We start from the raw sequence: 22,746 nt of genomic DNA, 5'->3' as shown, positions 1-22,746 counted from the left end.
ACTTGCAAGAGTGGTGTGTCTATGCGACGTTGTTCATCGACGCGATTTCTCGGATCGTCTCTATTTCGCTTTCTAACCGCAGAACGTCGGACATCGCTTCAATCGCACTTGTGAACGGAACGTCCAGTTCATAGCTGTAGTAGTTCCCACGAGAACCGCTCCGGTTCTCGTAGGCCGACAGAATCCCGAGCATCCGAAGATCGGACAGATGATTATGCACGGATCGTTGGGCGAGCGAGTCGGTCCCAGAGGAATCACAGAGTGCGGTGTATTCCTCGTAGATCTCCCGCGTTCGGGATGGCGTCTCGTCCTTGGCGGCTTTCGAGATAACGGCTAACAGTGCGAGACGCCCGTGCGTCGTCAGTTCTCGCATTCCTTCCTCCACACGTTCCTGTTCCAGACGAGATCGTGCTGCCTCAACGTGGTCACGCTCGATGAGGTCCGCTTCGCGATTTTCCGCAATCTCGCCCGCTAATCGAAGGAGGTCAAGCGCTTGTCGGGCACTTCCACTGTCGCGAGCAGCGAGAGCCGCACAGAAGTTCAACACACCCTGCTCAACGGCACCCTCGGCGATTGCGATTTCGGCACGGGACTCGAGAATGTTCTCCAGCTCAGGCGCATCATATGGTGGGAACTGCAGTTCCCGTTCACAGAGTGTGTCTTGAACGCGAGGATCCAGCTGATCGCGGAATTTGAAGTCGTTACTGATTCCGATTACACCGACTTTCGTCGAGTCGAGGTTGTTGTTCGCCCGAGCTCGTGGAAGTTCGTACAGCAATTCGTCTCGATCACCAATCGAGTCGACCTCGTCCAAGACGATCAGAATCGTCCCACCGATTGCCTCGAGTTCCTCGTACAATTTCTTGAAGACAGTTTGTTGGGGATAACCAGTAGAACTGATTTCACCGCCAGCAGGACGAAGCTTGTTCACGAGTTCTACGGCGACTTGATAAGAGGAATTCAGTGTCTTGCAATTCACCGATATAACCGACAGGTCAACGTCATCGTAGTCAGCGACATCGTCCTGGAGTCTGTCGAGAAGGTAGTCGGTGACGGCGGTCTTCCCGACGCCGGTATTCCCGTAGAGGAAAATGTTGTTTGGTTCCCAACCGTCAACGACGGGTTGGAGGGCGTCGATATACTCCTCGATCTCCTCATCTCGCTCCTCGATTTGGTCGGGTTGGTAGGATTCTCCAAGGGCGTCTTTGTTGCGGAAGATGTTCTGCTTCCGCTCGAATCGACGCATGTCACCGCTTTCTCACGTCCCCTATATAAAACCACCCCTACATCTGTTTCAAGTGAAGGACACAGACACACCACTGTTACAAGTGAAGCACTAGACTAGTAGTAGTGACTAGAGCAACAGTCCACAATTTCAACTAAAGCGCTGACATATCTGGGTGGTGGTGTTGTAAGAATTCACGTCCTAGAGGCTCTCTTTGTGCTGGTACCGACGTTTGTATCCCCCAATTGCTTCTCTGTACTACTTTCTCCCCTGTCTCGAATTCTGGGCTTCACTTGCAAGAGTGGTGTGTCTCTGTCTTCCTACCACATCCCGTGGTAGTCTCAATCGCGGCCCGGTCTGGTTTCTATGTCCCGAACTCCTCCTTCGATCATCGTGGTTGGTTCGAGCGGTCACACCCACCACCGTTTCAGTCTCTAGTATCATGGAAACGTAAAGATCCGGAACTGGCGGAAGGGTGGATACCAAACCTCCCGAGCTACTGAATTCTCGATAATCAGCCGATTCAGCGACTCTCGATAGTGATTGCTCCGGAAATGCTGGAGGGTTGCTCTCAAATCTTACCAAACATTTATTCTCTAGTAGTCCGTGTTGTTTGGTAAGACAATGACCCCTCGACCACCGGCTCCCGATTCGCTCCCGCAGTATCTCGCTGAGGGCGTCCCGAAGCAAGACGACGCAGACTTACGCACCCTCCGGGACTGGATCGACGATCTCCTCGAGTACCGCCAGGACGTCGCTGCCGAAGATATCGACGCCGGCGAAGGCGAGACGATCGAAGCCGTCGAAGAATCGAGCGGGGGGACTGTGGTGATCAAGAAAGTCAGCTGTGGCAAAGACAACTGCAAGTGCCAATCTGGCGAGCTCCATGGCCCCTACAAGTACATCGTCCGCCGACAAGGGGATAGTCTCGACTGGGAGTACAAAGGAGCGGTCACGGAATGATCGTCTCTCTTCGGCTCGGTCTATACCAATTTGGTGCTCGCCAAAGTAGTTAATGTTCAAGCGGCCATAGCTTGGGGTGAATCGACGGTCGGCCTATGATTATGAACGCCTACTATGCCATCTGATCCCTCGAACTCGGATACGCCACGGACGCTCTCCGGGATAGACAGTACCGTTGAAACTCAGCGCCAGCGTCTCAACACCGTCACTCAGGAGACCCGCTTCGTTTTGATTCAGAATATCCTATCCCATCCGAAGCAGCTTCCCTCGCTCAAGGAACTCAGCTACGTGAACCCCAGCAAGAGCCAGAGTACGATCCGCGAGCATCTCGAGATCTTGATCGAGGACGGTATCGTCGAGGAACGGGTGCTTCCCGACGACCGTCGACAACGTGATCTTCCCTGGCGCTTCTACGGGCTGACCGAGGAGGGACGAGCGTTGCTATCGGAGGCAGGCCTCTTACGAGCTGAAGCGACGTTGCAGGATATGTATACGCGGCTGGACACCACGCCCGAGATCGATAAGTATGCACAAGCGCCACGTCCGGGATAAGCAGCTGAGTAAGCCGAGAAACGAGTCAGCGGTTTCGAGCCGGAGAGGAAGCCGACAGCTCCGCGACAGACCACGGGCTGCAGCCGCCTTTTCGTAATGTGAAACTGACTGTTATGATCGGCATTGTGAACCCACCCCGAGGTCAAGCCTCGGGGCTTCCTGCTTCCACGACGCGCTTTGCAGGAACCGAGTTGGTTCCCGTAGAGAGCGCAGTCTGCACAGGCGTTGATTCGGAGCGTCCCGCCCCTATCTGCTCGTGACCGCGAGAGAGGATATTCTTTGCCGCGTTCAGGTCTCTGTCCTCGGTGTGACCGCACGCCGGACAGGAATGTTCTCGAATCCAGAGTGGTTTCGATGTTTCCACACCGCACTCCGAACACTCTTTCGTGGTTCCGGCTGGTTCGACTCGAACGACGTGAGTGCCATGCAGGTCGGCTTTGTACTCCAAGAGGTCCAGAAACCGTGACCATGCAGCGTCCTGCTTGGTCTTGGCGTTCTGGCTAGTTTCCAGCATCGACTTCACGTCCAGATCCTCGACGGCCACCAGATCGTACTCTCGAACCAGCCACGTCGTGAGTTTGTGCTGGTAGTCCAGCACTTTCCGTTTGATTTGCCGCTTCGCCGCGGCGACAGTCTGGCGTTGTTTCTCCCAGTTGTTCGACCCGTGTTCTTTCCGGTCGAGTTTCCGCTGTTCGCGCCCGTAGCGGTCGTAGTCGTCGGACAGGTCGAGCATATCTACTGCCGTATCGTCGCTGGTATGGATGTACGAGAGGATCCCGAGGTCTACGCCCACGCAATCGACAGGGTCGAGCGTACTGGGGTCGGGCTTTTCGGGAAGGTCCTCGTCCGGGCGTTCCGTGACGAGACACACGAACCAGTCGCCGGTTCGCTCCTTCTTCAACACGACGCGCTTGATGTTCTCTGTCGCGGGAAGCTCTCGGTGCGCTCGAATCGGGATGTAGCCGATTTTTGAGAGGCGGAGTGTTGCGTATCCGTCTTGGCCCGTGGTGTGATTCACGTCGAAGCCTTCGGACTGATACGCGACTGACCGACGTTCGCCGCTTCCCTGCCACTTCAATCGACCCGTTTTGTGGCCGTTTTTCCGCCGCCCCTTCTGCGTCTCGACGTTCTTGTGTATCTCCGAAACGGTCTGTTGAGCGGCGTGTGCCGAGACTTCCGAAAAGAGCGGCCACCGCTGTTTCCAGTCGGTGAGTTTGCGGTGCTGGTCGTAGGCGGTTGGCCTGTTTCCGTCGTCGTGTGAGTAGTAGTCGCGGATGGCGTGGTTCCGTATCTGTCGATGGATTTCGATGTGACGCCACGCTTCGCTGGCGGTTTCCTCGTCGGGATATGCACGACAGCGAAGCGTTACGTCCATGCGGGTTAGTCCAGTCGTTCGACAGTGAGTTTGATTCGGTCGCCCGGTTCGATACCGAGTGGTTCGCGCACATCTTCGGGGATCGTGACCTGTCCCCGGTCACGGACAGTCGGGTAACATTCCATCTCAGTCTGATCCATACACACCTATTCAGTTTCGATCGAAGTGAGCGTTTCGATACCGTGAGCCTGTGGGCCGGGAGAGACAACCCGGCGGCTGGTCGGCCACTGTCGGCTTCACCCTCGGGGTCAAGCCCCGAAGCACTCGCCTCGAACCGCCTGTAGATCACGCGCAGTTGGGCTATAGTCGTCCCACCGGGAACTCAAACGAGGGGGTACGATCTGCCTACGTAAGTCTGAACACGGTCACGCCCAGTCGTGGGTTTCCCAGCCCTCGTAGTGTTTCAGGCGGCTTTTGATCTCAAACGGTTCCCAGTCGCACTCGTGGTAGAGGACATCGGCTAGGTGACCGAACTCGCTGTTGTCGAGTTCGATTCCTCGGTTCCCTTGATTCGTGATGTAGGGCTTGGACCGCAGCTCGTCGAAGACGTCGCTGGCGGTGGGGTAGTCACTCGTCTCGATAGCAGCAATAGAGAGGAGGTTCTCTTCAACGATAGGCGATCCCCACCGATGCTCGGCTATCATTGCTGCGAGGAGCGCACATTTCACCGACGGCTTACGCATATTCCCCTCTTTCTATGCCTCTTTGATAAGAGTGTGTTAATGCGCATTAACGCCCGGGACAACAGTTATGTGTTATCACCGGTAAACCAGCAGTATGAGCGAATCACCTCAGAAACACCCAGCAGCGGAGAAGGACACCAAGGAGGCCCGCCTGGAGAATCCGAGCGGTGTCTTGTATCTCTTTCAGCACGAGAGTGTCCCAATCCTCATCGACGCCATTCTCACGCTCCCCCCGGGCCGAGAGTTCACCAAGACGGAGCTCGCGGATCATGCTGGCGTTACCCGGCAGACAGTGAGCAAGTACATCGACCTTCTGGTAGAAACCGAGATCGTCGAGGAAGTAGCGAACTCGTCACCCCGCCGGTATCGAGTCGCCAAGAGCGATGCCGTTCAGGAGCTTTTCGAGTTGAACAGTGCGCTGAACGCAGCCGGTGAGTAAACTACTCTACCCTACTTCGCTCGGGGGCAATGGCCCCACTCGCTCGTTGAGGGTAGGGCTTTCGCGTGGACTCCCGTTCTACGCCTCGAATGAGGCAGGAAGGTCGAACTCTTCACTCACGTTCAGCGTCCCGCGATTCAAGCGCACGTCTACGGGTGCGCCTCCGTCGTCTGCGTTTTGCTGACACCGAAGAGACTGAACACCGAGGTTCTTGGAAGCATTGTATTTGGCGTGGTTCTGGTAGCCGCAATCCTGACATTCGAAATCCTCGCCGTGGCGGTTGTCGTCGTGAGCAAACCCCAGGTCGAACACCGTTTTGACGTGTTCCGTGGGCCCACTTGCACGGGCTTTGACGCCTTGTTCTCTAGCTTAGTCTTCGACGTACTCGTAGAGGCGGCGGAACGTCCACAGATGGTGCCACGATGCCTCTGGCATAGTCTCACGAATGTCGGTCAGGTCCCCGAACACGATATGCGAACAGTCGTGTTCGAGGGCTTCAGCCACGATCTCGTTGGCGGCACGATGCAGGTATATCCCGTACGTTCTTGCGTAGAACATTGTTGGTGGCGAGCTGTCGGGCGATTTTGTTGTAGCTCTGCACGACGGCCGGACTCACCAGAGCGGGAGCGAGACAGGTTGAAAGAAGCGATCGACCGAGTTCACTCAGTCCGGAGAGGCCTCACCATTGACATCCTCCTCCGCGTTCACGCGGAGGAATCCCGAGCGGTGGGAGTTTCAGGTCTGCAACCATAGACGCCGCCACTTCACGGGAGTCCGCGTCTAACCCAGTCGTCGTGGTCGGTGGCTGTCTAGCCGTGCCAAGCGGCTGGTACTCCTATCCTCGGCGTCGTTGACTCCCATCTGTTGTTTGTGCCAGCAGGGAGTCGCTGACACGTCGCCGGACTCGGAGGTATCTTGAAGCTTGCTCGACCGACGGGGCACAAGACGAACCTGTCTGGGATTCGCGTTCACCACGTCGGCGTTCCGGATATTGTCTCATTGGGTGGCGGGCTGGCCGCCTCCGAAGGTCGTTCGGAATCCGCTCCGTTCCGACCTGACCGTACCACGGTATAGCGGTTTTTGCCACTTGAACGTATGGATTAGAAACTCGGCTCTGCAATTGTCGGTGGAACGTGTCACTAAGTGACGGCGCGTATCCACGGCCTGAAGGCCGTGGTATTGCGCCTGTTCCGCATATAATCCGCTTCACAAGAGCGTAGTCGAGAATGACTAAGTATATGGCCATACCATATCCGGATTGGGCCACCTCCAGATGTTCGAAACCGATCGCCAGCCAACAGAGGAGGTTCGTCAGCCGGACCCGCCGCTTCCCGAAGAGAGCGGGCTGACGCTCGAGGAGTACCTCGCGATGCAACAGGCGATCGGCCACCCGACGCGGTTCCGAATCCTTCGCACGCTCGTCGCCAACGACGAACTGAGTGCTGCCGATCTCAAGACTGCGGTCGATGTCGAGTCCCACAATTTCCACTACCATCTTGACGAACTCGTCGACGTCGGGCTCGTCGACAAGCGCCAGCGACGGACCGCTGACAGCCAGGGTTTTTACACGTACTATCGGCCGACGGCAATGGGGCGGGGTATTCTTGAGCACGGTGCCGAGGAGCTGATGCGCCGTGAACGGGAGTTCAACGACGCCTATTCGTAAGCTGCCAGAGGACATTCTTGTCGTCTGTCTCCAGCGACTACTCCAGTCGTTCATCTACCAAGATGGTGCTCCAGACATTAACCAACAAAATGTAGGTCGTGAATTCGTGACGTTGGTTAACACACTCGGGAAAGTCACCGACGTGCTATAGATTCGGTCAGTTGCAGTGGTAGCGAGGCGAAAGTCCACATATAGTCGAGTGGATAGTATCAGACTAATATTATATTTGTGATGGCACGCGAACAGACCGAAAGAAGAACGGACTCTCGCTATGGATTGTTCCCTCTGTGCTGCAGCGGGGGCAGATCAGTCTGCCAGCGAGTCGAGTTTCTGGATGATCTTCGCGTAGACATCGGGAGCGCAGTACCTGCCCTCGTCGATCATCGCATCAATTACGGTTCGGGCATCGTCGACACTGAGCGTTCCCTCGCTAGCGAGTTTCAACATTCACATTCACAACGCCTCAAGATCTGCGTCGAGATGGTCGTCCGCTACCCAGGTGATATCACGTTCTTTGGCGAGCTGGGCGAAATCCCAGACCGACATCCCGGCCAGCTCAGCCGCCTTGCTGAATGTGATGGATCCGGCCGCAAGCTGATCGAGTGCCTGTTCGCGACGCCACTCTTCGAGCCCCTCGGAGAGGAGTTTCCGAACGGCCGTGCTCCGGTCGAGCTTTTCCTCCTCGAGATATGCCTCGAGTTCGGCTTCCAGCTCGTCGGGAACGCGTGTCGAGATCGTCCCCATACTGTTTACTTCGTATGCAAAGTGTACAAACGCTTCGGTGCTTCCTAGGAAGGCTCCTGTGGGGTGAAGCCCGTCCACGGCCACTGAAGGAAGTTAGAGGATACGAGATGAATATTAACCAACAGATGCTCGATTAGTTCGCGCTTGTTGGTTAATAAATGCTTTTTCAACTCCGACTCTCGTAGAGGGATACCCAGATACCGTACAGCCCGCCAGCCCCATCGACTAACACCGAGACCTGCGAATCGACGGATATGGGCTACCATATCCTTGAACGGATTCGTGGGACGCCAGATGCGCCGCACATTTGCTTCTGGAAGCGACTGGGAATCGACTACAACCTGCCGATCGTCCCACGAGATGAAGCCGTCCCACCGAACCAGGTGCGGCTGATCGTCGTCAAAACAGTCAACGACACTGGTGATCGCACTTGTGCGATCGGAGAAAAAGTCAAATGGGAGCTGTATGAGCCCTACGGCTCCGCCGCAATCGAACCGTATGCGGACTTTCCACCGGAGGAAGTGACAGAACAGCATCGTCACGAAGAACCAGTCGACCTCGTCGAGGAGGTTGCCGGGACACTTCCGATCCCGCCCTCCTTCTTCGACGCCCATCAACTCACAGTAGGGGACTATCTCGAATGCTTCGTCACAACAGTCCACCCATCAGGTAGTGACGAGTGGATTGTCCCTTATCCAGCGCAGACAGCCCCGCCCACAGGCAGTAATCCGGAATTCGATCCAAACGAAATTCGGGCTACTGTTACGCAATGTGAAATTAAACTGGAGTGATCAGTGACTCATAGTCGGCAGCACGTCCCGCCAGGGATGTATCTGAGCGCAAGAAGGAACCACCCCATCCACGGTAGCAAACATCCCAAACGGCTATTTTCCAACAGCCCCAACACTAGGTTATGTCGAGCGGTGCCATCGATATCGACGAGTTCGAGAACGCTGATGCCGACGAATTCGAGGAACGGAATGATACCGAGCGGATCGTGCTGTTCCTCGACAAGAATGACGACCGGGCATGGAAGGCGGCAACGATCGCCGAACAACTCGGGCTGGATACAGACGCCGTCAGTGCGATTCTCTCGCGATTGAAGGAACGCGGTCTCGTGCGGCACAAGCGCCCGTACTGGGCGATCACGGACGACAAGGAACGGCTCCAATCCGCCTACCGGCTCCACCGACACCACGAGACGGCAGACGAACACTACGGTGAGGAGCGTCTCGAGGAACTCCAGACCGACAAGATGGAGGACGTACAGTGACTGCGTTCGAGGACTTGCCGAGCACTACCTGACCTCTCTCGTCGACGATCGCACCAAGGATGTGGCCAGCCAGTTGATCGACTACATCTCGTCCTGAGAACCTCCCCTCACGGGCAGCCAGTATTCAAATACTCGTAGTACGATGGTACTACAATGAAATACGCGAGTGTCAGCGTCAAGTTCCCGGTCGAGCTCGACACCGAGATCGAGCGGTTCCTCGATGAAACGGGGATCTACACCAACAAGAGCGAGTTCATCAAAGAGGCCTGCCGCGCCCATCTCCGCGAGCTTAATGACAATACAGCGATCGCCACGCTCCGGCTGGAGCAGCTGCTCGCTGAAGCTGAACAGAGCCACGAGTCTGCTAGTGAGATCGCCGCCGAGCTTACAGCACTCGGCGAGAAAGTCGATGCAGACGACCTCGAACGAGCCGTCGAAGAAGCACGAGAGGAGACGTCCGAGCAGGTGTACGGGTCCGACGCGTGAAACGTCGACAGTGGATAGGTACTACCCATGACCGAGACTGACGCGCTCTACGACGTTCGAGAGCGGACGGAGAATCCAGCCCATGCATCGGTCGACGATGTGATCACACTCGTCCTTGATCGAGCACGGAAACCGCGTGAGGACCACCACAACGCACATTTCGACGAGGCCATGGCTGCTGTCGTCGATCAATATAGTGAAGACGCCGTCCGGACCGTCATCCATCGTGTCCTCGTTGAGGACTATCCGTTTCGGACAGCCACGGTCAACCTCGATATGCGCAATTTCGATGGTGTTCGGATTGGCACGACCGCTGTCTGGACCCTTCGGGAGTTGAACGCGCAGGGAGACGACTGAGACGCGTCTCGTGAAAGCCCTCGGCCGCTCGGCATCCCGCGCCCCACGCTGCGCTCCTCGTTCCTCCGGTGCTAGCGGGGTCGGGGGACGACCGAGGCGGCCTCGCCCTTTCTGAGTCCACCAGGATATCGGCTGTGTCACTGAGCGGCGGGCTCGGTTGAACGGTGTTTCTCTACGGCCCGCCCCGCTCGCCGCTGCCGCCCTCCGCGTCGCTCGCGACCGACCATTCCGGGCGTGCGGGCGCTCTCCGCACCGCCCGCGCCCGTTCCGGGCTAAAATGGATGTGCCCTCGGCGCCAGCGGGTATCCCCGTCGGTTGCGCCCCTTGCGGGCTTTCGCGTTCCAGCGCTTTGTGCCGCCTGCGCTGTCGCGCGCCACACCGCGGCGCGCGTTCTCGGCGACAGTCGCCCTGGACACGGACCCGCACATCGGGCCGGACACGAGCGGGCATATCCCGCTGGCTGCTCGCTCCGGGCGGGTCGGCGCGCGGGGCTGGATAGTCGTCCGCCTCAGGCGCGCTCTCGCTCGCGCCCACAGGGCGCTCGCGAAGGCGCGAGCGAGAGCGCGCAGATGGTTCTGTCGGTCGTTGTCGTCGAGTAAATCCGCGATGTTGGAGCATCGCGGTGTCGGGCGCGTGAGCGCCTTCAGGAACCTGTGAGTTCCAATGTCAAGTAAGAACGTCTCAAGTGAAGTAGTTTCGGTCGATGAACAGGCTTTCGAGAAACACGATGAAGTCGAGGTCGACGAGGACGGATTCGAGGTCGTCGACGAGACCCCGGAGTTCCGGGCGACGGTCGACATGGAAGTGCAGGCGAAAGTCGATTCCAACCATCCGGACGCGCGGGTCGAGGAAGGCCCGGATCACATGTTCGGGAAGACTCTCGAACAGGAGGAGCGCATCGAGGCCCGGGAAGCCGAGCTGGAGCACATCAGTGCCCAGGCGGAATTCAGTGAGCAGGAGGGACGCGCGAAGCGGACGCGGGAGGTCGTCACCAAGCAGTGTGGCCGGGACGAGCCCGAACCGGTGGAGCGTACGGATCCCCGGGAGATGCTGACGCAAGATGAACTCGCGGCGGTCAACAAGCAGGCGATGCGGATCAGCGACGAAGTGCAGGGCGGCTGGGCGAGAGCAGTCGTCGCGAAGCAGCTGGCCGAGAAGGTGCAGCGCGGGCGGGATGTCACGAAGGCGGTGCTGGAGACCCTCGAGGAACTGAAGGCGGCGCCGGGGGCAATCGTGCCCATCGCGGATGTGCCGGACGTGCCCGTCGGGGAAGTGACGGTCCAGGGTGAAATCACCAAGCTCTGGACCCCCTCAAGTTCAAATATACAACAAGTCGGGCTGATCGAGGACGACAGTGGGAAGATCAAGTTCACCTGCTGGGAGAAATCCGGGCAGACGATGGTTCGAGAAGGGCAGACAGTGCGGTTCCGGGCGGCAGCGAAGAACTGGTACGAAGGTCGGTGCTCAATCGCGCTGACCGGGTGGTCGGATATCCACTTCCCAGAGCGCGGCCGCTGGTGGGAAGCATAGCCAGTCGACGTAGTCTTCTTTTTTTGCTGGTGCCCGTTCACCCGCTTCCCGCCGCCCCACCCGCCTCCATGGTCCGGGCTGCGTACGCCCTTCGGGCGCTGCGCTGCCGGGCTTTCACCACAGTATCCGTGAGGAACTCATCCTTATTCAGGGCCTTAGAAGGGGCTCTGGATGGGGAACATTCCAGCGGCGACGTTTCGGTCGAGCCGTCGGATTACTCGCCCGCTCCGTCAGTGGTCGCGGAGTCGTCGTCAACAGGCGGTAGGTCGCCACGGCGTTCCGAGCGAAGTATCCCCGCGAGAAATCGTGCGAGTTGGTCTTGGAGTTCTGAGCGCGTGCCGTACTCGGTGAGTGCGACTTCGTACTCGTGAGGGACAGCATCGAGCGTTGCACTCGCGACGCCGTGTTCGCGGAAGACGTGAAATCGCTGGGGTGGCTTCTGTGGAGTCCCCTCCCCGTGCCCAAGATCGAAGCCGGAGAGCACAGCGCCGATTTCGATATCGACACCATCGCGGACGCCCGCTTTTGGGAGGACGAACACGACGGCGTTGCTCGCCTCGGCGTACGCCTTCGACTGGCTGATTACGTTCATCCGCTCCTGATCCGTCTCCTCCGGATGGGTCTCCGTCGGGATGGCTGGGTCGACGGCGAGAAACGCGTTCACGCCCAGCTCCGTCCGCAGCCACTCGACGGTCTCGCGCAGTTCGTCGAGGAGATCGGCTTCCGCGTCGCCGAACGCCCCTAGATCGACATCGCTTTCGTCGACAGTAGCGTCGTCGCGGAGAAAGTAGTCGAGTCGAATCGTCGTGTACGGCCCCATCACGTAGACGAGGAACTCGGTGTGCGCGGTTGGGTCGAGCCGATCGAGGAGGACATCGCGCATCGGGTCCCCGTCGTACGTTCGCATTGGGTCAAACTGCTCACGCTCCGCGTTTGACATCCTCCTCCGCGTTTACGCGGAGGAATCCCGAGCGGTGGGAGTTTCAGGTTCGCAGTCCAATCACTGGACTACCACACCTTTCGGGCACGGGTAGTCCCACAGCATCGGTGTGGTGGACTGCTGGCGGTGCCAAGCCGCCGTTACCCCTATCCTCGACCGTGTATGGCGTCCCGGTGTTGTTTTTGCCACGGGGACGCCAGCAGGCGTCGGCAGATTTGGGGGTACCTTCGGGTTCGCTACGAGCAGTCAGCACGGGCACACGCTTCTAGCATGTGCGTTCACTGCCTGCCCTTCCGGATATTACCTCGTTACAGGGGTGGACAGGCCACCTCCGAAGGACGGGACGGAATCCGCTCCGTTCCACCCGATTCCTACTCTTTTGTAGGTCGGCCTGTCACTTAAACTCCCGCGTGGGAAACTCGGCACAAGCGGTCAGACGGCAGCTGTTGCCCAGCATGACGGCGCGTATCCACGGCCTTCAGGCGGTGGATACGCGCCTGCTCACCGTATAAACGCACCTGGTTGGCGATTGCACTACAACGCGAATCCGAGGTTAATAACCGTTAACCTGATAGGGAGGGCCACCGTAGGCTGACGCACGCATGGCCAACAGCTCCTCTCCACCACGACCAGACCCCAACGAGGAGGCACGTTCCGACGCGATCGCAGCGGTAACCGCCGGTCTGTTCGACGGAGACAACCTGCTCGGGCTCGAGGAGTATTTGGAGCTGTTCGAAGAAATCGCCGAGCGGAACCGATTCGCCGTCCTCTATACGCTACGAGACGAAGAGAAGATGAGCGCCAAAGAACTCGGTGAAGCGCTCGGTCGGAGTGAGAACGGACTCCACTACCATCTGGATCGGCTGGTCGATGCCGGTCTCGTCGAGAATCGAAAGCAATCCAGGCCGGATACTAAAGGGCTGTACTCGTATTACGAGTTGACCGGCCTAGGTGCCGACCTGATCGACGCCGCCACCAGGTTCATTCAACAGGAAAAGCACGCCCTCGAGGACTACTGAGCGAGATATCCGTGTTCGGGTACTGATCGAGCGGACTCATTTCGAATTGCCAGATCGCGGCCGCTGGTGGGAATAGCCGGGGCGACGCGCCCTTTTTTGCTGGTGTGTACGCGGTCACCGCCACCTCCCACCACCTCCACGGTCCGGGCTGCTCACGGCGCACAGCGCCGTTGCGCGGCCGGGCTTTCGCCACCGCAGTCCATCGGTATCAGCGCCGTCCTCCGTGGTGTGTATTTGCCCCCTAATGGGTGAGGGGCATTCCGAGAGGCGCGATTTGCGTGTATCCCCTCGTGTGTATTCATGGCAACCAGAGACATCTACGAGACGGCGTTCGACGAAGACGTCCAGACGGAATCGAGTGCGAACCAGTGTCCCGAGTGCGACGGCCTGGTCACCACCAATGCGATTGAAACCGTCTGCGAGGAGTGTGGGCTCGTCATCGACGAGCAGCGGATCGACCACGGGCCAGAATGGCGGGCGTTCGACGAAGACGAGCGCGAACGAACTGGCGCTCCGTTGACCGCGGCGCGGCACGATCGTGGGTTGTCGACGGAAATCGGCCGCGGGACCGATGCGAACGGGAACGAACTCTCGGGACAGAAGCGACGCCGGCTGTTCCGAATGCGCCGTGAACAGACGCGTGGACGGTTTCAGCGTTTTCGAGGTGGAGCCTCCGACCTCAAGGAACGACCGAAGCGTAGCGAAGGGAGTGAGTAAGCCGGAAAGAAAACCGACATGGTACGACACAACCAGCATACTCCGACCGACCGACTCCCGAACGTATAAGTACCGTAGGGTTCTCTCTGAAGTATGGAGGTGCGTCGAACCGCCGTCGTGAAGCTCGACCTTTCCGACGAGCAACGTGATGCACTCCACCGAACTGCCGAGCAATATCTGTACTGCGCGAACCGAACTGCCGACTACTGTTGGTCCGACACCTCGTACACCGAGTGCAGAACCAACAAGCGAGAGGTTCGTGACGCGCTCTACGCCGACCTCCGAGAGGAGACAGACCTACAGGCACAACTCGTCCAAGCCGCCATCAAACGCGCCGTCGAAGCCGTCAAAGCGTGTGTCGAACGCTGGAAGAAAGGACAGCGTGTCTCTCGCCCCACGTTCACCGCCGAAACGATGGACTACGACGCACGGAGCGCGACCTTCTACCGTAACAAGGTGTCGCTGGCAACTGTTGAGGGTCGGGTCGAACCGTCGTTCGTCCTCCCGGCAGATAGCCCGACACCCTACGAACGATACATACTCTCTGAGGACTACGAGTTCCGCGAAAGTACGGTTCGATACGACGTGGTGGACGACGAGTTCTACATCCAACTCTCGACGCGGCGAATAGACGGTGACGCAGAGGTTTCGGCAGATGCCGGGCACCCCGACCAAACGGTCCTCGGTATCGACCTCGGCGTCAACTCGTTGGCAGTCTCATCGACCGGTACGTTCTGGCAGGGAGACGACTACGACCACTGGTGTCGTGAGTTCGAGAAGCGGCGTGGTGAGATGCAACAGCGTGGCACACAAGCCGCGCACAACGCTCTGCTCCGACTCGGGAAGCGCGAAGAAGCATGGCGGAAACAGTACATCCACACGGTCGCCAACGAACTCGTCACGGAAGCCCTCACTCACGACTGCGACGTTATCGCGTTCGAGGACTTGACTGATATTCGAGATCGACTTCCGCAGGCGACGTGGCACCACGTCTGGGCGTTCCGACGCCTCGTCGAGTACGTCTCCTACAAAGCGCCCGAACAGGGCGTCTCCGTGGAGCAAGTTGAGCCGAACCACACGTCCCAACGCTGTTCACGAACGGACTGTGGATTCACGCACGAGGACAACCGCCACGGAGAACACTTCGAGTGCCAGAAATGCGGGTACGAGGTGAACGCTGACTACAACGGCGCGAAGAACATCGGGCTACGGTACGCCCGGAAGCGGACACACAGACTCCGTTCCTCGCCCAAGTCGGGGAGCGGAGACGCAGAAGTAGACCTGCGTATAACTGGTGGGACGTTGAACGGGAAGAGTCACCGGCAGATTGCTGGTGACTGATTGCCGGGAGTCCACATCAAAGCCACCGAAAGACGCGACGCGTCTTTCGAGGCCTCGATGGAGCACTGCTCCATCGGTGGCCCCACCCTCAAGGACCGAGGCGCGTATGCGCCGAGGGAGTAGGGTGGGGTAGTTTACTCGAAAGCTGAACGCAACCTCGCACACGGGCTTAGTGAAGTCCGCCGGATCAGTAGTGCGCTCGAACTATCCGAGACGATCCGTGACCAGGCCTGCCAGCTCTTCCGCAGCGCTCAGAACGAGGACCTCCTCCAGGGCCGCTCAATCGAGGCGATGGCCGCCGCAAGTGTCTACGGAGCGTGTCGGTGTAACGGGCGGCCGCGAACGCTCGACGACATCACCGAGTCGGCGCGCGTCGAGCAATCGCGGGTGACGAACGCATACACGACGCTGAATACGGAACTTGGCCTGCCGGCCCAACCCGTGACGCCGAGTGCGTTCGTTCCGCGGTTGGCCTCGGAGCTCGACGTCTCCGATCAGATCCGGCAGCGGGCTCGGCAGTTGGCGGAAGCATCCGAATCGACCGGAGCAACCACGGGGGTTCGACCATCCGGGTTCGCCGCAGCCTGTCTGTACAAGGCCGGACGCGAAGACGGGATGTGGCTCACCCAGTCGGACGTCGCTGACGTTGCGAACGTCTCGGTGGTCACCGTGCGGACCCACCGCGACGCGCTGGACGAACTGGCTGTCTAACGCCCACGCCGTTGGGTTGTATTCCTGTTGAATGAGCGATTTGAGGACCATCGTTTAAAACTAAAGACGTAGCATGATACGGTCAGACGACTCTATGACCGGGCGTTACTCTGACTATGAAGCCCTCCGGCCGATCGGCGAAGCCACCCACGTTCCCGACGACCAGCTCACCGGTGGTGGCGAGCCACGGCGGCAGCGATCTGGGAGCATCGACGCGGGCTATCCAGACGACCCGACAGCAGCTGCGACCGAGTGTGAGTCCTGTGGCGCGTCAATCCCCGCCGGCCAAGCAAAGTGCCGGTTCTGCCTGACAAATCATCTCGGAAACGAAGCCATCAGGATGGACGAGACGGCAGATCCGACGCTCTTCGGCATCATCCATCTGGTCGTCGAGTCGACCACGTTCTACGGCGCCGTCGCGAAGGGCGGGGCCGCCGCAAACCTCCTGACCTCAAACGACGCGGAGCCCGCCGTCGACGACTATACGCTGCTCTACGATCTCGACGAACCGCCTGCGCCCCAACTGGCCGACCGATGGCCTCCGCTCCCCGCTGCGGTACAACTTGACTCAGCAGAGGGTGAGCAGCTTCTCAGAGCCGCCCGTGACCGGACAGGGTGGCACGGGCAGGAAGCGTCGGAGCGCCAGGAGCAGGCCCCGACGCGGCTCTACGACCAGCGTGGGGACGGCATCCGCGACACGTCACGGCTTACTGAAGTCCTCGACGACACCGACGACGCGGTGTGGCTGGTTCCAGCGATTGCCCTCCAACAATCCGGTGCAGAGAATAGTACTGGACACTCACGACACGAGCGGCCGAACAGAACTCATCTCGAGTGCCAGGAGTGCGGTCGAGAGACCGAACATCGGTTTCGTGAGTTCGAGACCGTCCCTGACGACGAGTGGACTGGGCAGCCGATGTGGGGCTGTCAGCGGTGCGGGACGCCCCGCTACGGGCCCGAACCCGAAGCCGGCCAGTGAACTATCTCGACCTACTCAGCGGCTACCGCCGCTTCCTTGAGGTCGGGGCTCCCTTGCTCTCGCGTTGGACTTCCTGTTTCAACGACGGTGCTTGCAGATACCGACCGGGAATGGTCGTTACCCGCAGAGGCTCCAGACTCCAGCAGGCGTTGTACTTCGGGCTGTCCCAGCCCTAGCTTTCCCAATCCGCGCTCAAAGACGGCGGCGGATTAACCAACATCTCTGGTCTCGGCTCGGTTTTGTTGGTTAACAGAAGCCAGCTTGCGACCAACCTCAGACTGCCCTACTGACTGCCCACCAGTGTTTTTCGACGCCGAGAATCGGCGGAGGCGCGCATATGGACCCACGAGACACACCCGGCTACCGGCTGCACCGCGCGCTCAGCAATCTCACCAGTATCGACGGCGAGCAATTGGAGCCCGCCGACCGAGAGCGGATCAGCACAGCAACGACGCTTCTGGAGCAGGCAGAACTCCTCACCCGACCGGATACGACAGCGGACATCGACATCAACGGAGAGTCCTGACCGCACGACACGTCGGCAATGCGGGCGTCCTGTGGCCGCCACAGCCTGAGCAGTTGTTTACCCCTGAAGGGGGGTGCGGGGGCGCGAGAACGCTCCCGAGAACAATCTATGGTAACACTCCAAGCCGCAACGGCATCGACCGGCGCGCTCGTAACAGACCCACAGGCAGTCCGCGAACTCTGTGAGAACCACCGCTTCGGGACGCTCAACTGGGAGGTGGACGACGACGGCGAACTGGTCATCTGGGGCTACGACAGCTTCGACGTGTACGAGGCTCGTGAGAACGGGCTTCCTGACTACGACGGTGGCATCGTCACCCACGAGTTCCTCCGGTCGCTCGCGGAGTATCTCGAACCGAACGAAGAATTCGACATTCAGACAGCCGGATTTACCAAGTGTCGATTTCCCGTGCTGGCGAAACGGTACGTCGTCCGCGACGGTGAGGTCCTGTACGCGGACCTCAGTTCCCCCGACCCGATCGACGAGTAGCGTTGTTCGTCCCCCGGGAGGGGTGCGGGGCATCCAGTCGTGGGTCGTCCTACGAGGTGATTGTTCAATGGGCCACCTCGCACTCGTTGCGTACGAACGAACTGATGGACAGTACACGCTCCACTACACTCACTGGGGTGCTGCAGACCTGAAAATGAAGTACCGCATCACGGCCGAAACACCGTTCGGTGGCGACGACACCGACTCCAAGTGGGCGAAACAGCTCTTCACGGAGTTGGCCGATGGCCTCGAGGCAGACGCCGTCGACGGCTACCTCGCCGACAAGGATCGACCATCGACGGTCGTCGAGCCGAAGCCCCGCGCCACCGGGCTTACCCTCGACGAGATCGTCGCGGACCATCTCGACTATCTCCATCACGAGGCGTTCTTCGTGGTGTCGACGACATTCGAGGTGACCGCCTACCGGACGCTGTGGTTTGGCCTGCAGTACGACTCGGAGACAGTCGACCACGGCGAGACGGTCGGAAACGGCGCGCTCGCGACCGTCCGATGGCACGACGGCGAGCCGGTCGGCGACGGCCACCTGCAGGGCCAGTTCGCGGCCCTCAAAGACGTCGTCGGCGATATGCTCGACAAGGGCGTCTTCACGCCGTCGACGGCGAGACAGTATCTCAAGCAGAAACTCGGCGAGTGGGTAGGGAAGCGCCAGGAGTTGCTCATCCCCAACTCCGCTCACAACCCGGTTCGTCCTGATTAAGGATTGTACGGTTCGACGACCTCCAGTACGGCGGGGGCTTCATATCGGCGGTTGCGCTGTTGACCAGTTGTCTCTCGCAACACATCGTCATCCCAGAGGCGCCGGATAGCCTGATTGACCGCCGGTTGTGACCGGTCGAGCGCCGAGACTGCCTGTGGTTCGGTGAGATAGGGATGTTCGATAATAAAATCGATGAGTTCCCGAATGACGACACCTTGGCTCTGGTACTGCTCCCGGTAGCGATCACGGAGAGCAAGCAGTTCTCGAGCAACAGTATACGCCTCACGACCCTGTTCGGCAATCGCCCCCACGAAGAACGACACCCACTCCGTCCAGGCCCCGTCGCGACTCACGGCTAGAAGTCTGTTGAGATAGGCATCACGGTTCGCGTTGAAATACGACGAGGGATAGAGATACGGGCCAGGTAGCAGATCCCACTTGTAGAGCGCCAGCATCACAAGGAGGCGACCGAGCCGTCCGTTACCGTCCTGAAATGGATGGATCGTCTCAAATTGATAATGGATAAGCGCCAAATCGACTAACGGTGCGTATGTCGGCCCTGATCGGATGTACTGGAGCAGACTCCGGAGAGCATACGGAATGCTCGCCGGTGGTGCTGGGACAAATCGTGCCTCACTAAGTGGTGTCCCTGGTTCATCGATACCCACAAGATCCTCACGAAATTCGCCTGGGTTCTTCTGCTCACCACGGGCCCCCTGTAGCAAAATTTCGTGTAGCCGACACAGTAACTCCCGATCCAACGCAGCACCCTCCCGAAGCGATTCGATCCCTGTTGTGATCGCCTCAACATAATTCTGGGCCTCCGTGATGTCAGCACGCTCTGTTGCAGTCGTCCCAGGCTCCTCGCCAGCTTCTCGCCGATAAATATCCGAGAGTGTGAGCCGCGTCGTCGTCTCAATATTCGAGGAATCCACAGCCTCGCGGTGGATGAGCGGACTCAGAATGACCTCCGGTGAATCGAGCCACGTGTCCAAATCCGAGAGCTGGCCCACGGCGTACATCGCATCCCCGTTCTCGGTAAGGAGGTCATGGGTCGCGCCAAGATCCGGTGGGAGCGGATCCGGGCTGAAGGCAAAAATCCCATCGACCATCTCAACCTCGCCAGGCGGGTTTTCAGCAAAGTCTTCAGGCCGCATTGTTATCCAATTCACGCCCTGACACAGATATAGATAACGATATGGCCAATCCCCTATCCAAATTTGTGGAAGTATACTCTAAGATAGCTCTGTCTCGAATAGCCTATCCAAATCAGCCAGAGCTTCGCCAGTAGATTTGCGTGGCATGGCTTGCCTCTATACATTCGTAGACCGATCTGTGTCGAAGCAGATGGTGGTTTTTCTGGGGCAGAAAGGACTGAGCCCCACCGTAGGCTCGTGATTTGATGCCCGAGAAACCAGACGACGATCCATTCCACGATTGCGAGTTAGATCCCGACGCGGTCCTCGGGACACGAACCTTCCACGATGTCCTGTTCACCGACGATACCGAGACGCCGGTAAACCTGCTCACCGGCGAGACACCGGCACATTCGCAAGCGACCGTCGAGAAAGCGAAGAAGTTCGCTGCGAGTATCGACACGGACACACCACAAATCGCGCTCCCGGCCTCTGTCGAGACGCAAGTCGAGACCCAGAGCAAGCCCTACACCTCAGCTGCGTTCTTCCACTTCAAGGCGACGGGGTCACTCGAACGACATCGTGCCTACCACGCCGCGTACGGCTCGGATGCGTTCACCGTCGATTTCGAGGCCGACTACGCGTCGGGCGATGTGAACTACCCTATCCTACTCGCTCACGGCTGACGCCGTTCGCTCCTTGAGGGTAGGGCTTCCTGCTTCTATGACGCGCTTTGCAGATACTGAATCGGTATCCACAGGAAACGCAGTCTCCACAGGCGTTCGTTCGGAGTGTCCCACTCCTACGTCCTTGAGGCCGCGAGAACGGATGTTCCACGCCGCGTTCGCGTCCCTGTCCGCCTCAAACCCGCAGGCAGGACAGGAATGTTCACGGACCCACAACGGCTTGTCGGTCGAAACGCCGCACGACGCGCACTCCTTGGTCGTCCCTCTCGGATTCACGGCGACGAAGTGCGTTCCTTCACGCTCGCACTTGTATTCGAGCAACGAGAGGAACGTTTGCCACGCGGCAGACGCCGTGTTGCGGCTGTTCGACGGTGATTCGAGCATCCCTTTCACATTCAGGTCTTCGACCGCCACGAGGTCGTACTCCCGAGCGTAATAGTTCGAGAGCTTGTGCAGGAAGTCGCGGCGCTTCCGTCGGAGATCGGCGTGACACTCAGCGACCCGCCGCCGTTGCTTCTCCCAATTGTTCGACCCGTGTTCCTTCCGTGAGAGGGACCGCTGTTCGCGTTCCAGACGGTCCCGTTCGTCCGAGAGGTCGAGCGACCCGACGGCGGTCCCGTCGGTGTCGTGGGCGTACTTGAGAATCCCCACGTCAATGCCGACGCACCGCTCGGGATTCTCAGGCGGTTCGGGCGGTTCACGGTCCATTTGGACTCCGAACGTGGCGAACCACTCGCCCGTCGGTTCCTTCTTGACCGTGACCTGTTTGAGGTTCGCGTCGTCGGGGATGGCGCGGTGAAGCCGAATCGGTATGTCCGCGAGTTTCGAGAGGGACAGCACAGCCTGACCGCCCTTCTTGTCGAGCTTGAAGCCAGACTGACTGTACGTGAAACTGCGGAACTCCCGTGGCGGCTTCCATTTGAGTTGACCGACACCGTAGCCGTTCTCCTTGAGCGCGGAGAGTCCTTTGAGGTTGTTGAACAGGCGTTCCACAACGGTTTGGAGAACCTTCGAGTACACGTCGGAGAGGCCATCCCACCACTGCTTGAGGTCGGGGAGTTCCGACCGAAGCGTGGTCATGGATGGAAGTTCGCCGTGCTCGTCTTGGTACTCGTTGAGGCGGTAGAGCGCGTGGTTGTACAGTTGCCGACAAATATCGCGGTGGCGGTCCAACTCCTTTCGGTGGGCGTCGGACGGCTTGAGGCGGTACTTGTAGGCGTAGTACATCAGCTCTCCCGCTGGTCTTCGACGTACTGTTTCAGCACATCCAGCGACACCTGCCCCGTCGAAATGAGGCAGTACGAGTCGTTCCAGAACGAGTCGCCCCACATTTCGGTTTTTAGTTCATCCTCGTACTCGTTTCGGATACGGCGGGCGGTCGCGCCCTTGACCGTGTTGATGAACTTCACGAGGTCCGTGGTGGGTTTCGCTCGGAACAGGATGTGAACGTGGTCGTCCTCTCCGTCGAGGCTCGTCAGTTTGACGCCGTAATTATCCGTGAACCCGCTGATAATCCCGCGAATAAATTGGGTTCGCTCCTCGGTTAGCACTCCACGCCGATACTTCGTAGTGAGTATCAGGTGGTAGTGCAGGGAGTACGTCGAATGCGCTCCCGAATCGAGGTCATATTCCATTGGGTTCATACTGTTGTACGGTACCCCAATGAAAAAACGTTGCCACTACGTGGGCCTGTGGGCCTGCAACCGTATCGCTGTATGAACAGATGATGACGGCGTTGACGAGACGCTCTGCGTCTCGTTCGCACACCAGAAATCTTTGATTTCTGGGGACGCTGTATCCCCACCCTACTCCGCTCCCTTCGGTCGCTCCGTTGAGGGTGGGGGCTTAGCGCCTTATCCGTCTTTAGCTAAGAGGAGAACCACGTGACAGTGACGGCTTATCGAGGCTTCTTTTCGAGAGGAATGAGGAGGCAACCGCTGTGCACACAGAAGCCTCCTCATCGAGAATCATGCGTCGGCTTACTACACTGTTTCCTTCCGAGTTCCTCGAAGAGCACGCCGAGGAACTCGGCGTGGTCGAGCGAGAGGGCAAGCTACAGGTACCAGTCCTCGTGTGGGCGCTCGTGTTCGGCTTCGCCGCAGGCGAGAGCCGAACACTCGCTGGCTTCAGACGCAGTTACAACTCCACGGCTGATGAGACGATCTCACCGGGTGGCTTCTATCAACGGTTG

General features: G+C 59.0%; 27 protein-coding genes and 3 pseudogenes. 19 read left to right on the top strand and 11 right to left on the bottom strand.

Translation table 11 applies throughout. The annotated features are described in order from the left end of the window. Positions 1–19: 19 nt before the first annotated feature. Entirely contained in the window at positions 20–1,246 is a 1,227-nt protein-coding gene (locus tag BLU74_RS17620; RefSeq protein WP_089769727.1) for an orc1/cdc6 family replication initiation protein, read from the bottom strand. A gap of 603 nt (positions 1,247–1,849) precedes the next feature. On the opposite strand from BLU74_RS17620, the gene BLU74_RS17615 reads away from it, so the two are divergent. Together BLU74_RS17615 and BLU74_RS17610 are read left to right on the top strand one after the other, a co-directional pair. Next, complete coding sequence (locus BLU74_RS17615) at positions 1,850–2,188, top strand: DUF6788 family protein (protein WP_006183538.1); 339 nt, start codon at positions 1,850–1,852, stop codon at positions 2,186–2,188. 114 nt (positions 2,189–2,302) lie between these two features. Next, positions 2,303–2,740 carry a winged helix-turn-helix domain-containing protein gene (locus BLU74_RS17610; RefSeq protein ID WP_089769725.1) on the top strand — a complete coding sequence of 146 codons (438 nt, stop codon included), beginning with the start codon at positions 2,303–2,305 and terminating at the stop codon, positions 2,738–2,740. A 142-nt stretch (positions 2,741–2,882) separates the two neighbouring features. On the opposite strand, the gene BLU74_RS17605 is transcribed toward BLU74_RS17610, so the two are convergent. The 3 genes from BLU74_RS17605 to BLU74_RS17595 all read right to left on the bottom strand — a co-directional run bounded on the left by BLU74_RS17605 (position 2,883) and on the right by BLU74_RS17595 (position 4,798). Then, positions 2,883–4,115, bottom strand: coding sequence for an RNA-guided endonuclease InsQ/TnpB family protein (locus BLU74_RS17605; RefSeq protein ID WP_089769723.1), 1,233 nt, complete (start codon positions 4,113–4,115; stop codon positions 2,883–2,885). Positions 4,116–4,120: 5 nt separating this feature from the next. After that, positions 4,121–4,255 (bottom strand): AbrB/MazE/SpoVT family DNA-binding domain-containing protein, encoded by a 135-nt coding sequence (locus tag BLU74_RS17600; RefSeq protein ID WP_089769721.1) that lies wholly within the window; start codon positions 4,253–4,255, stop codon positions 4,121–4,123. Between the two features lie 225 nt (positions 4,256–4,480). Continuing rightward, positions 4,481–4,798 (bottom strand): hypothetical protein, encoded by a 318-nt coding sequence (locus tag BLU74_RS17595; RefSeq protein ID WP_015310324.1) that lies wholly within the window; start codon positions 4,796–4,798, stop codon positions 4,481–4,483. A gap of 94 nt (positions 4,799–4,892) precedes the next feature. On the opposite strand from BLU74_RS17595, the gene BLU74_RS17590 reads away from it, so the two are divergent. Then, positions 4,893–5,237, top strand: a complete 345-nt coding sequence (locus BLU74_RS17590; protein WP_089769719.1) for a winged helix-turn-helix domain-containing protein — start codon at positions 4,893–4,895, stop codon at positions 5,235–5,237. Positions 5,238–5,606: 369 nt separating this feature from the next. Here the strand turns inward: BLU74_RS17590 and BLU74_RS19415 are convergent, their stop codons facing one another. Further along, positions 5,607–5,795 (bottom strand): hypothetical protein, encoded by a 189-nt coding sequence (locus BLU74_RS19415; RefSeq protein WP_245705832.1) that lies wholly within the window; start codon positions 5,793–5,795, stop codon positions 5,607–5,609. A 715-nt stretch (positions 5,796–6,510) separates the two neighbouring features. Between BLU74_RS19415 and BLU74_RS17580 the strand changes: the two genes are divergently transcribed. After that, on the top strand, positions 6,511–6,903 hold the full coding sequence (locus tag BLU74_RS17580) for a winged helix-turn-helix domain-containing protein (RefSeq protein WP_089769717.1): 393 nt from the start codon (positions 6,511–6,513) through the stop codon (positions 6,901–6,903). Between the two features lie 306 nt (positions 6,904–7,209). Here the strand turns inward: BLU74_RS17580 and BLU74_RS17575 are convergent, their stop codons facing one another. Then, a complete protein-coding gene (locus BLU74_RS17575; protein ID WP_245705831.1) occupies positions 7,210–7,350 on the bottom strand; it encodes a PIN domain-containing protein in 141 nt (46 codons plus the stop codon). A gap of 6 nt (positions 7,351–7,356) precedes the next feature. Next, the gene (locus tag BLU74_RS17570) at positions 7,357–7,647 is read right to left on the bottom strand and encodes a UPF0175 family protein (RefSeq protein ID WP_089769715.1); all 291 of its coding nucleotides are present in this window, start codon (positions 7,645–7,647) and stop codon (positions 7,357–7,359) included. A 254-nt stretch (positions 7,648–7,901) separates the two neighbouring features. Between BLU74_RS17570 and BLU74_RS18680 the strand changes: the two genes are divergently transcribed. The 5 genes from BLU74_RS18680 to BLU74_RS17535 all read left to right on the top strand — a co-directional run bounded on the left by BLU74_RS18680 (position 7,902) and on the right by BLU74_RS17535 (position 11,293). Beyond that, positions 7,902–8,438, top strand: a complete 537-nt coding sequence (locus BLU74_RS18680) for a hypothetical protein (RefSeq protein WP_139175891.1) — start codon at positions 7,902–7,904, stop codon at positions 8,436–8,438. A 122-nt stretch (positions 8,439–8,560) separates the two neighbouring features. After that, positions 8,561–8,920, top strand: a complete 360-nt coding sequence (locus BLU74_RS17560) for a MarR family transcriptional regulator (protein ID WP_089769711.1) — start codon at positions 8,561–8,563, stop codon at positions 8,918–8,920. Positions 8,921–9,073: 153 nt separating this feature from the next. Then, positions 9,074–9,406: a ribbon-helix-helix domain-containing protein gene (locus BLU74_RS17555; RefSeq protein WP_089769709.1), complete on the top strand. Its 333-nt coding sequence runs from the start codon at positions 9,074–9,076 to the stop codon at positions 9,404–9,406. 27 nt (positions 9,407–9,433) lie between these two features. Continuing rightward, entirely contained in the window at positions 9,434–9,763 is a 330-nt protein-coding gene (locus BLU74_RS17550; protein WP_089769707.1) for a DUF8158 family protein, read from the top strand. Positions 9,764–10,426: 663 nt separating this feature from the next. Next, positions 10,427–11,293: a DNA-binding protein gene (locus BLU74_RS17535; protein WP_089769705.1), complete on the top strand. Its 867-nt coding sequence runs from the start codon at positions 10,427–10,429 to the stop codon at positions 11,291–11,293. Between the two features lie 214 nt (positions 11,294–11,507). Here BLU74_RS17535 and BLU74_RS17530 read toward each other — a convergent pair whose 3' ends face one another. Then, on the bottom strand, positions 11,508–12,200 hold the full coding sequence (locus BLU74_RS17530; RefSeq protein WP_089769703.1) for a DUF7509 family protein: 693 nt from the start codon (positions 12,198–12,200) through the stop codon (positions 11,508–11,510). A gap of 635 nt (positions 12,201–12,835) precedes the next feature. Between BLU74_RS17530 and BLU74_RS17525 the strand changes: the two genes are divergently transcribed. The 8 genes and pseudogenes from BLU74_RS17525 to BLU74_RS17490 all read left to right on the top strand — a co-directional run bounded on the left by BLU74_RS17525 (position 12,836) and on the right by BLU74_RS17490 (position 18,733). Next, a complete protein-coding gene (locus tag BLU74_RS17525) occupies positions 12,836–13,252 on the top strand; it encodes a winged helix-turn-helix domain-containing protein (RefSeq protein WP_089769701.1) in 417 nt (138 codons plus the stop codon). Between the two features lie 300 nt (positions 13,253–13,552). After that, positions 13,553–13,906, top strand: a pseudogene (locus BLU74_RS17520) (TFIIB-type zinc ribbon-containing protein); the annotation flags it as partial. 156 nt (positions 13,907–14,062) lie between these two features. After that, on the top strand, positions 14,063–15,310 hold the full coding sequence (locus tag BLU74_RS17515; protein ID WP_089769699.1) for an RNA-guided endonuclease InsQ/TnpB family protein: 1,248 nt from the start codon (positions 14,063–14,065) through the stop codon (positions 15,308–15,310). A 126-nt stretch (positions 15,311–15,436) separates the two neighbouring features. Beyond that, positions 15,437–16,021 (top strand): annotated as a pseudogene (locus tag BLU74_RS17510) (transcription initiation factor IIB); the annotation flags it as partial. Positions 16,022–16,115: 94 nt separating this feature from the next. Further along, complete coding sequence (locus BLU74_RS17505) at positions 16,116–17,000, top strand: biosurfactant protein 1 (RefSeq protein ID WP_089769697.1); 885 nt, start codon at positions 16,116–16,118, stop codon at positions 16,998–17,000. Between the two features lie 337 nt (positions 17,001–17,337). Beyond that, the gene (locus BLU74_RS17500; protein WP_089769695.1) at positions 17,338–17,526 is read left to right on the top strand and encodes a DUF8012 family protein; all 189 of its coding nucleotides are present in this window, start codon (positions 17,338–17,340) and stop codon (positions 17,524–17,526) included. Positions 17,527–17,634: 108 nt separating this feature from the next. Beyond that, positions 17,635–18,015 (top strand): hypothetical protein, encoded by a 381-nt coding sequence (locus tag BLU74_RS17495; protein ID WP_089769692.1) that lies wholly within the window; start codon positions 17,635–17,637, stop codon positions 18,013–18,015. A 67-nt stretch (positions 18,016–18,082) separates the two neighbouring features. After that, positions 18,083–18,733: a DUF6735 family protein gene (locus BLU74_RS17490; protein ID WP_089769690.1), complete on the top strand. Its 651-nt coding sequence runs from the start codon at positions 18,083–18,085 to the stop codon at positions 18,731–18,733. On the opposite strand, the gene BLU74_RS17485 is transcribed toward BLU74_RS17490, so the two are convergent. Next, positions 18,730–19,890, bottom strand: a complete 1,161-nt coding sequence (locus BLU74_RS17485; RefSeq protein WP_089769768.1) for a Fic family protein — start codon at positions 19,888–19,890, stop codon at positions 18,730–18,732. The genes BLU74_RS17490 and BLU74_RS17485 overlap by 4 nt on opposite strands. Positions 19,891–20,135: 245 nt before the next feature. On the opposite strand from BLU74_RS17485, the gene BLU74_RS17480 reads away from it, so the two are divergent. After that, entirely contained in the window at positions 20,136–20,555 is a 420-nt protein-coding gene (locus BLU74_RS17480) for a DUF8025 family protein (protein WP_089769688.1), read from the top strand. On the opposite strand, the gene BLU74_RS17475 is transcribed toward BLU74_RS17480, so the two are convergent. Then, positions 20,538–21,782 carry an RNA-guided endonuclease InsQ/TnpB family protein gene (locus BLU74_RS17475; protein ID WP_089769686.1) on the bottom strand — a complete coding sequence of 415 codons (1,245 nt, stop codon included), beginning with the start codon at positions 21,780–21,782 and terminating at the stop codon, positions 20,538–20,540. The two genes, BLU74_RS17480 and BLU74_RS17475, sit on opposite strands and share 18 nt — an antisense overlap. Further along, positions 21,782–22,189 (bottom strand): IS200/IS605 family transposase, encoded by a 408-nt coding sequence (tnpA, locus tag BLU74_RS17470; RefSeq protein ID WP_089769684.1) that lies wholly within the window; start codon positions 22,187–22,189, stop codon positions 21,782–21,784. Before tnpA ends, BLU74_RS17475 begins: the two co-directional genes overlap by 1 nt. Before the next feature lie 335 nt (positions 22,190–22,524). On the opposite strand from tnpA, the pseudogene BLU74_RS17465 reads away from it, so the two are divergent. After that, a pseudogene (locus BLU74_RS17465) lies at positions 22,525–22,746 on the top strand (IS4 family transposase); the annotation flags it as partial.

It is taken from the genome of Halobellus clavatus (assembly GCF_900107195.1).
Lineage (GTDB): Archaea > Halobacteriota > Halobacteria > Halobacteriales > Haloferacaceae > Haloquadratum > Haloquadratum clavatum.
This window is presented reverse-complemented; position numbering and strand designations above follow the sequence as displayed.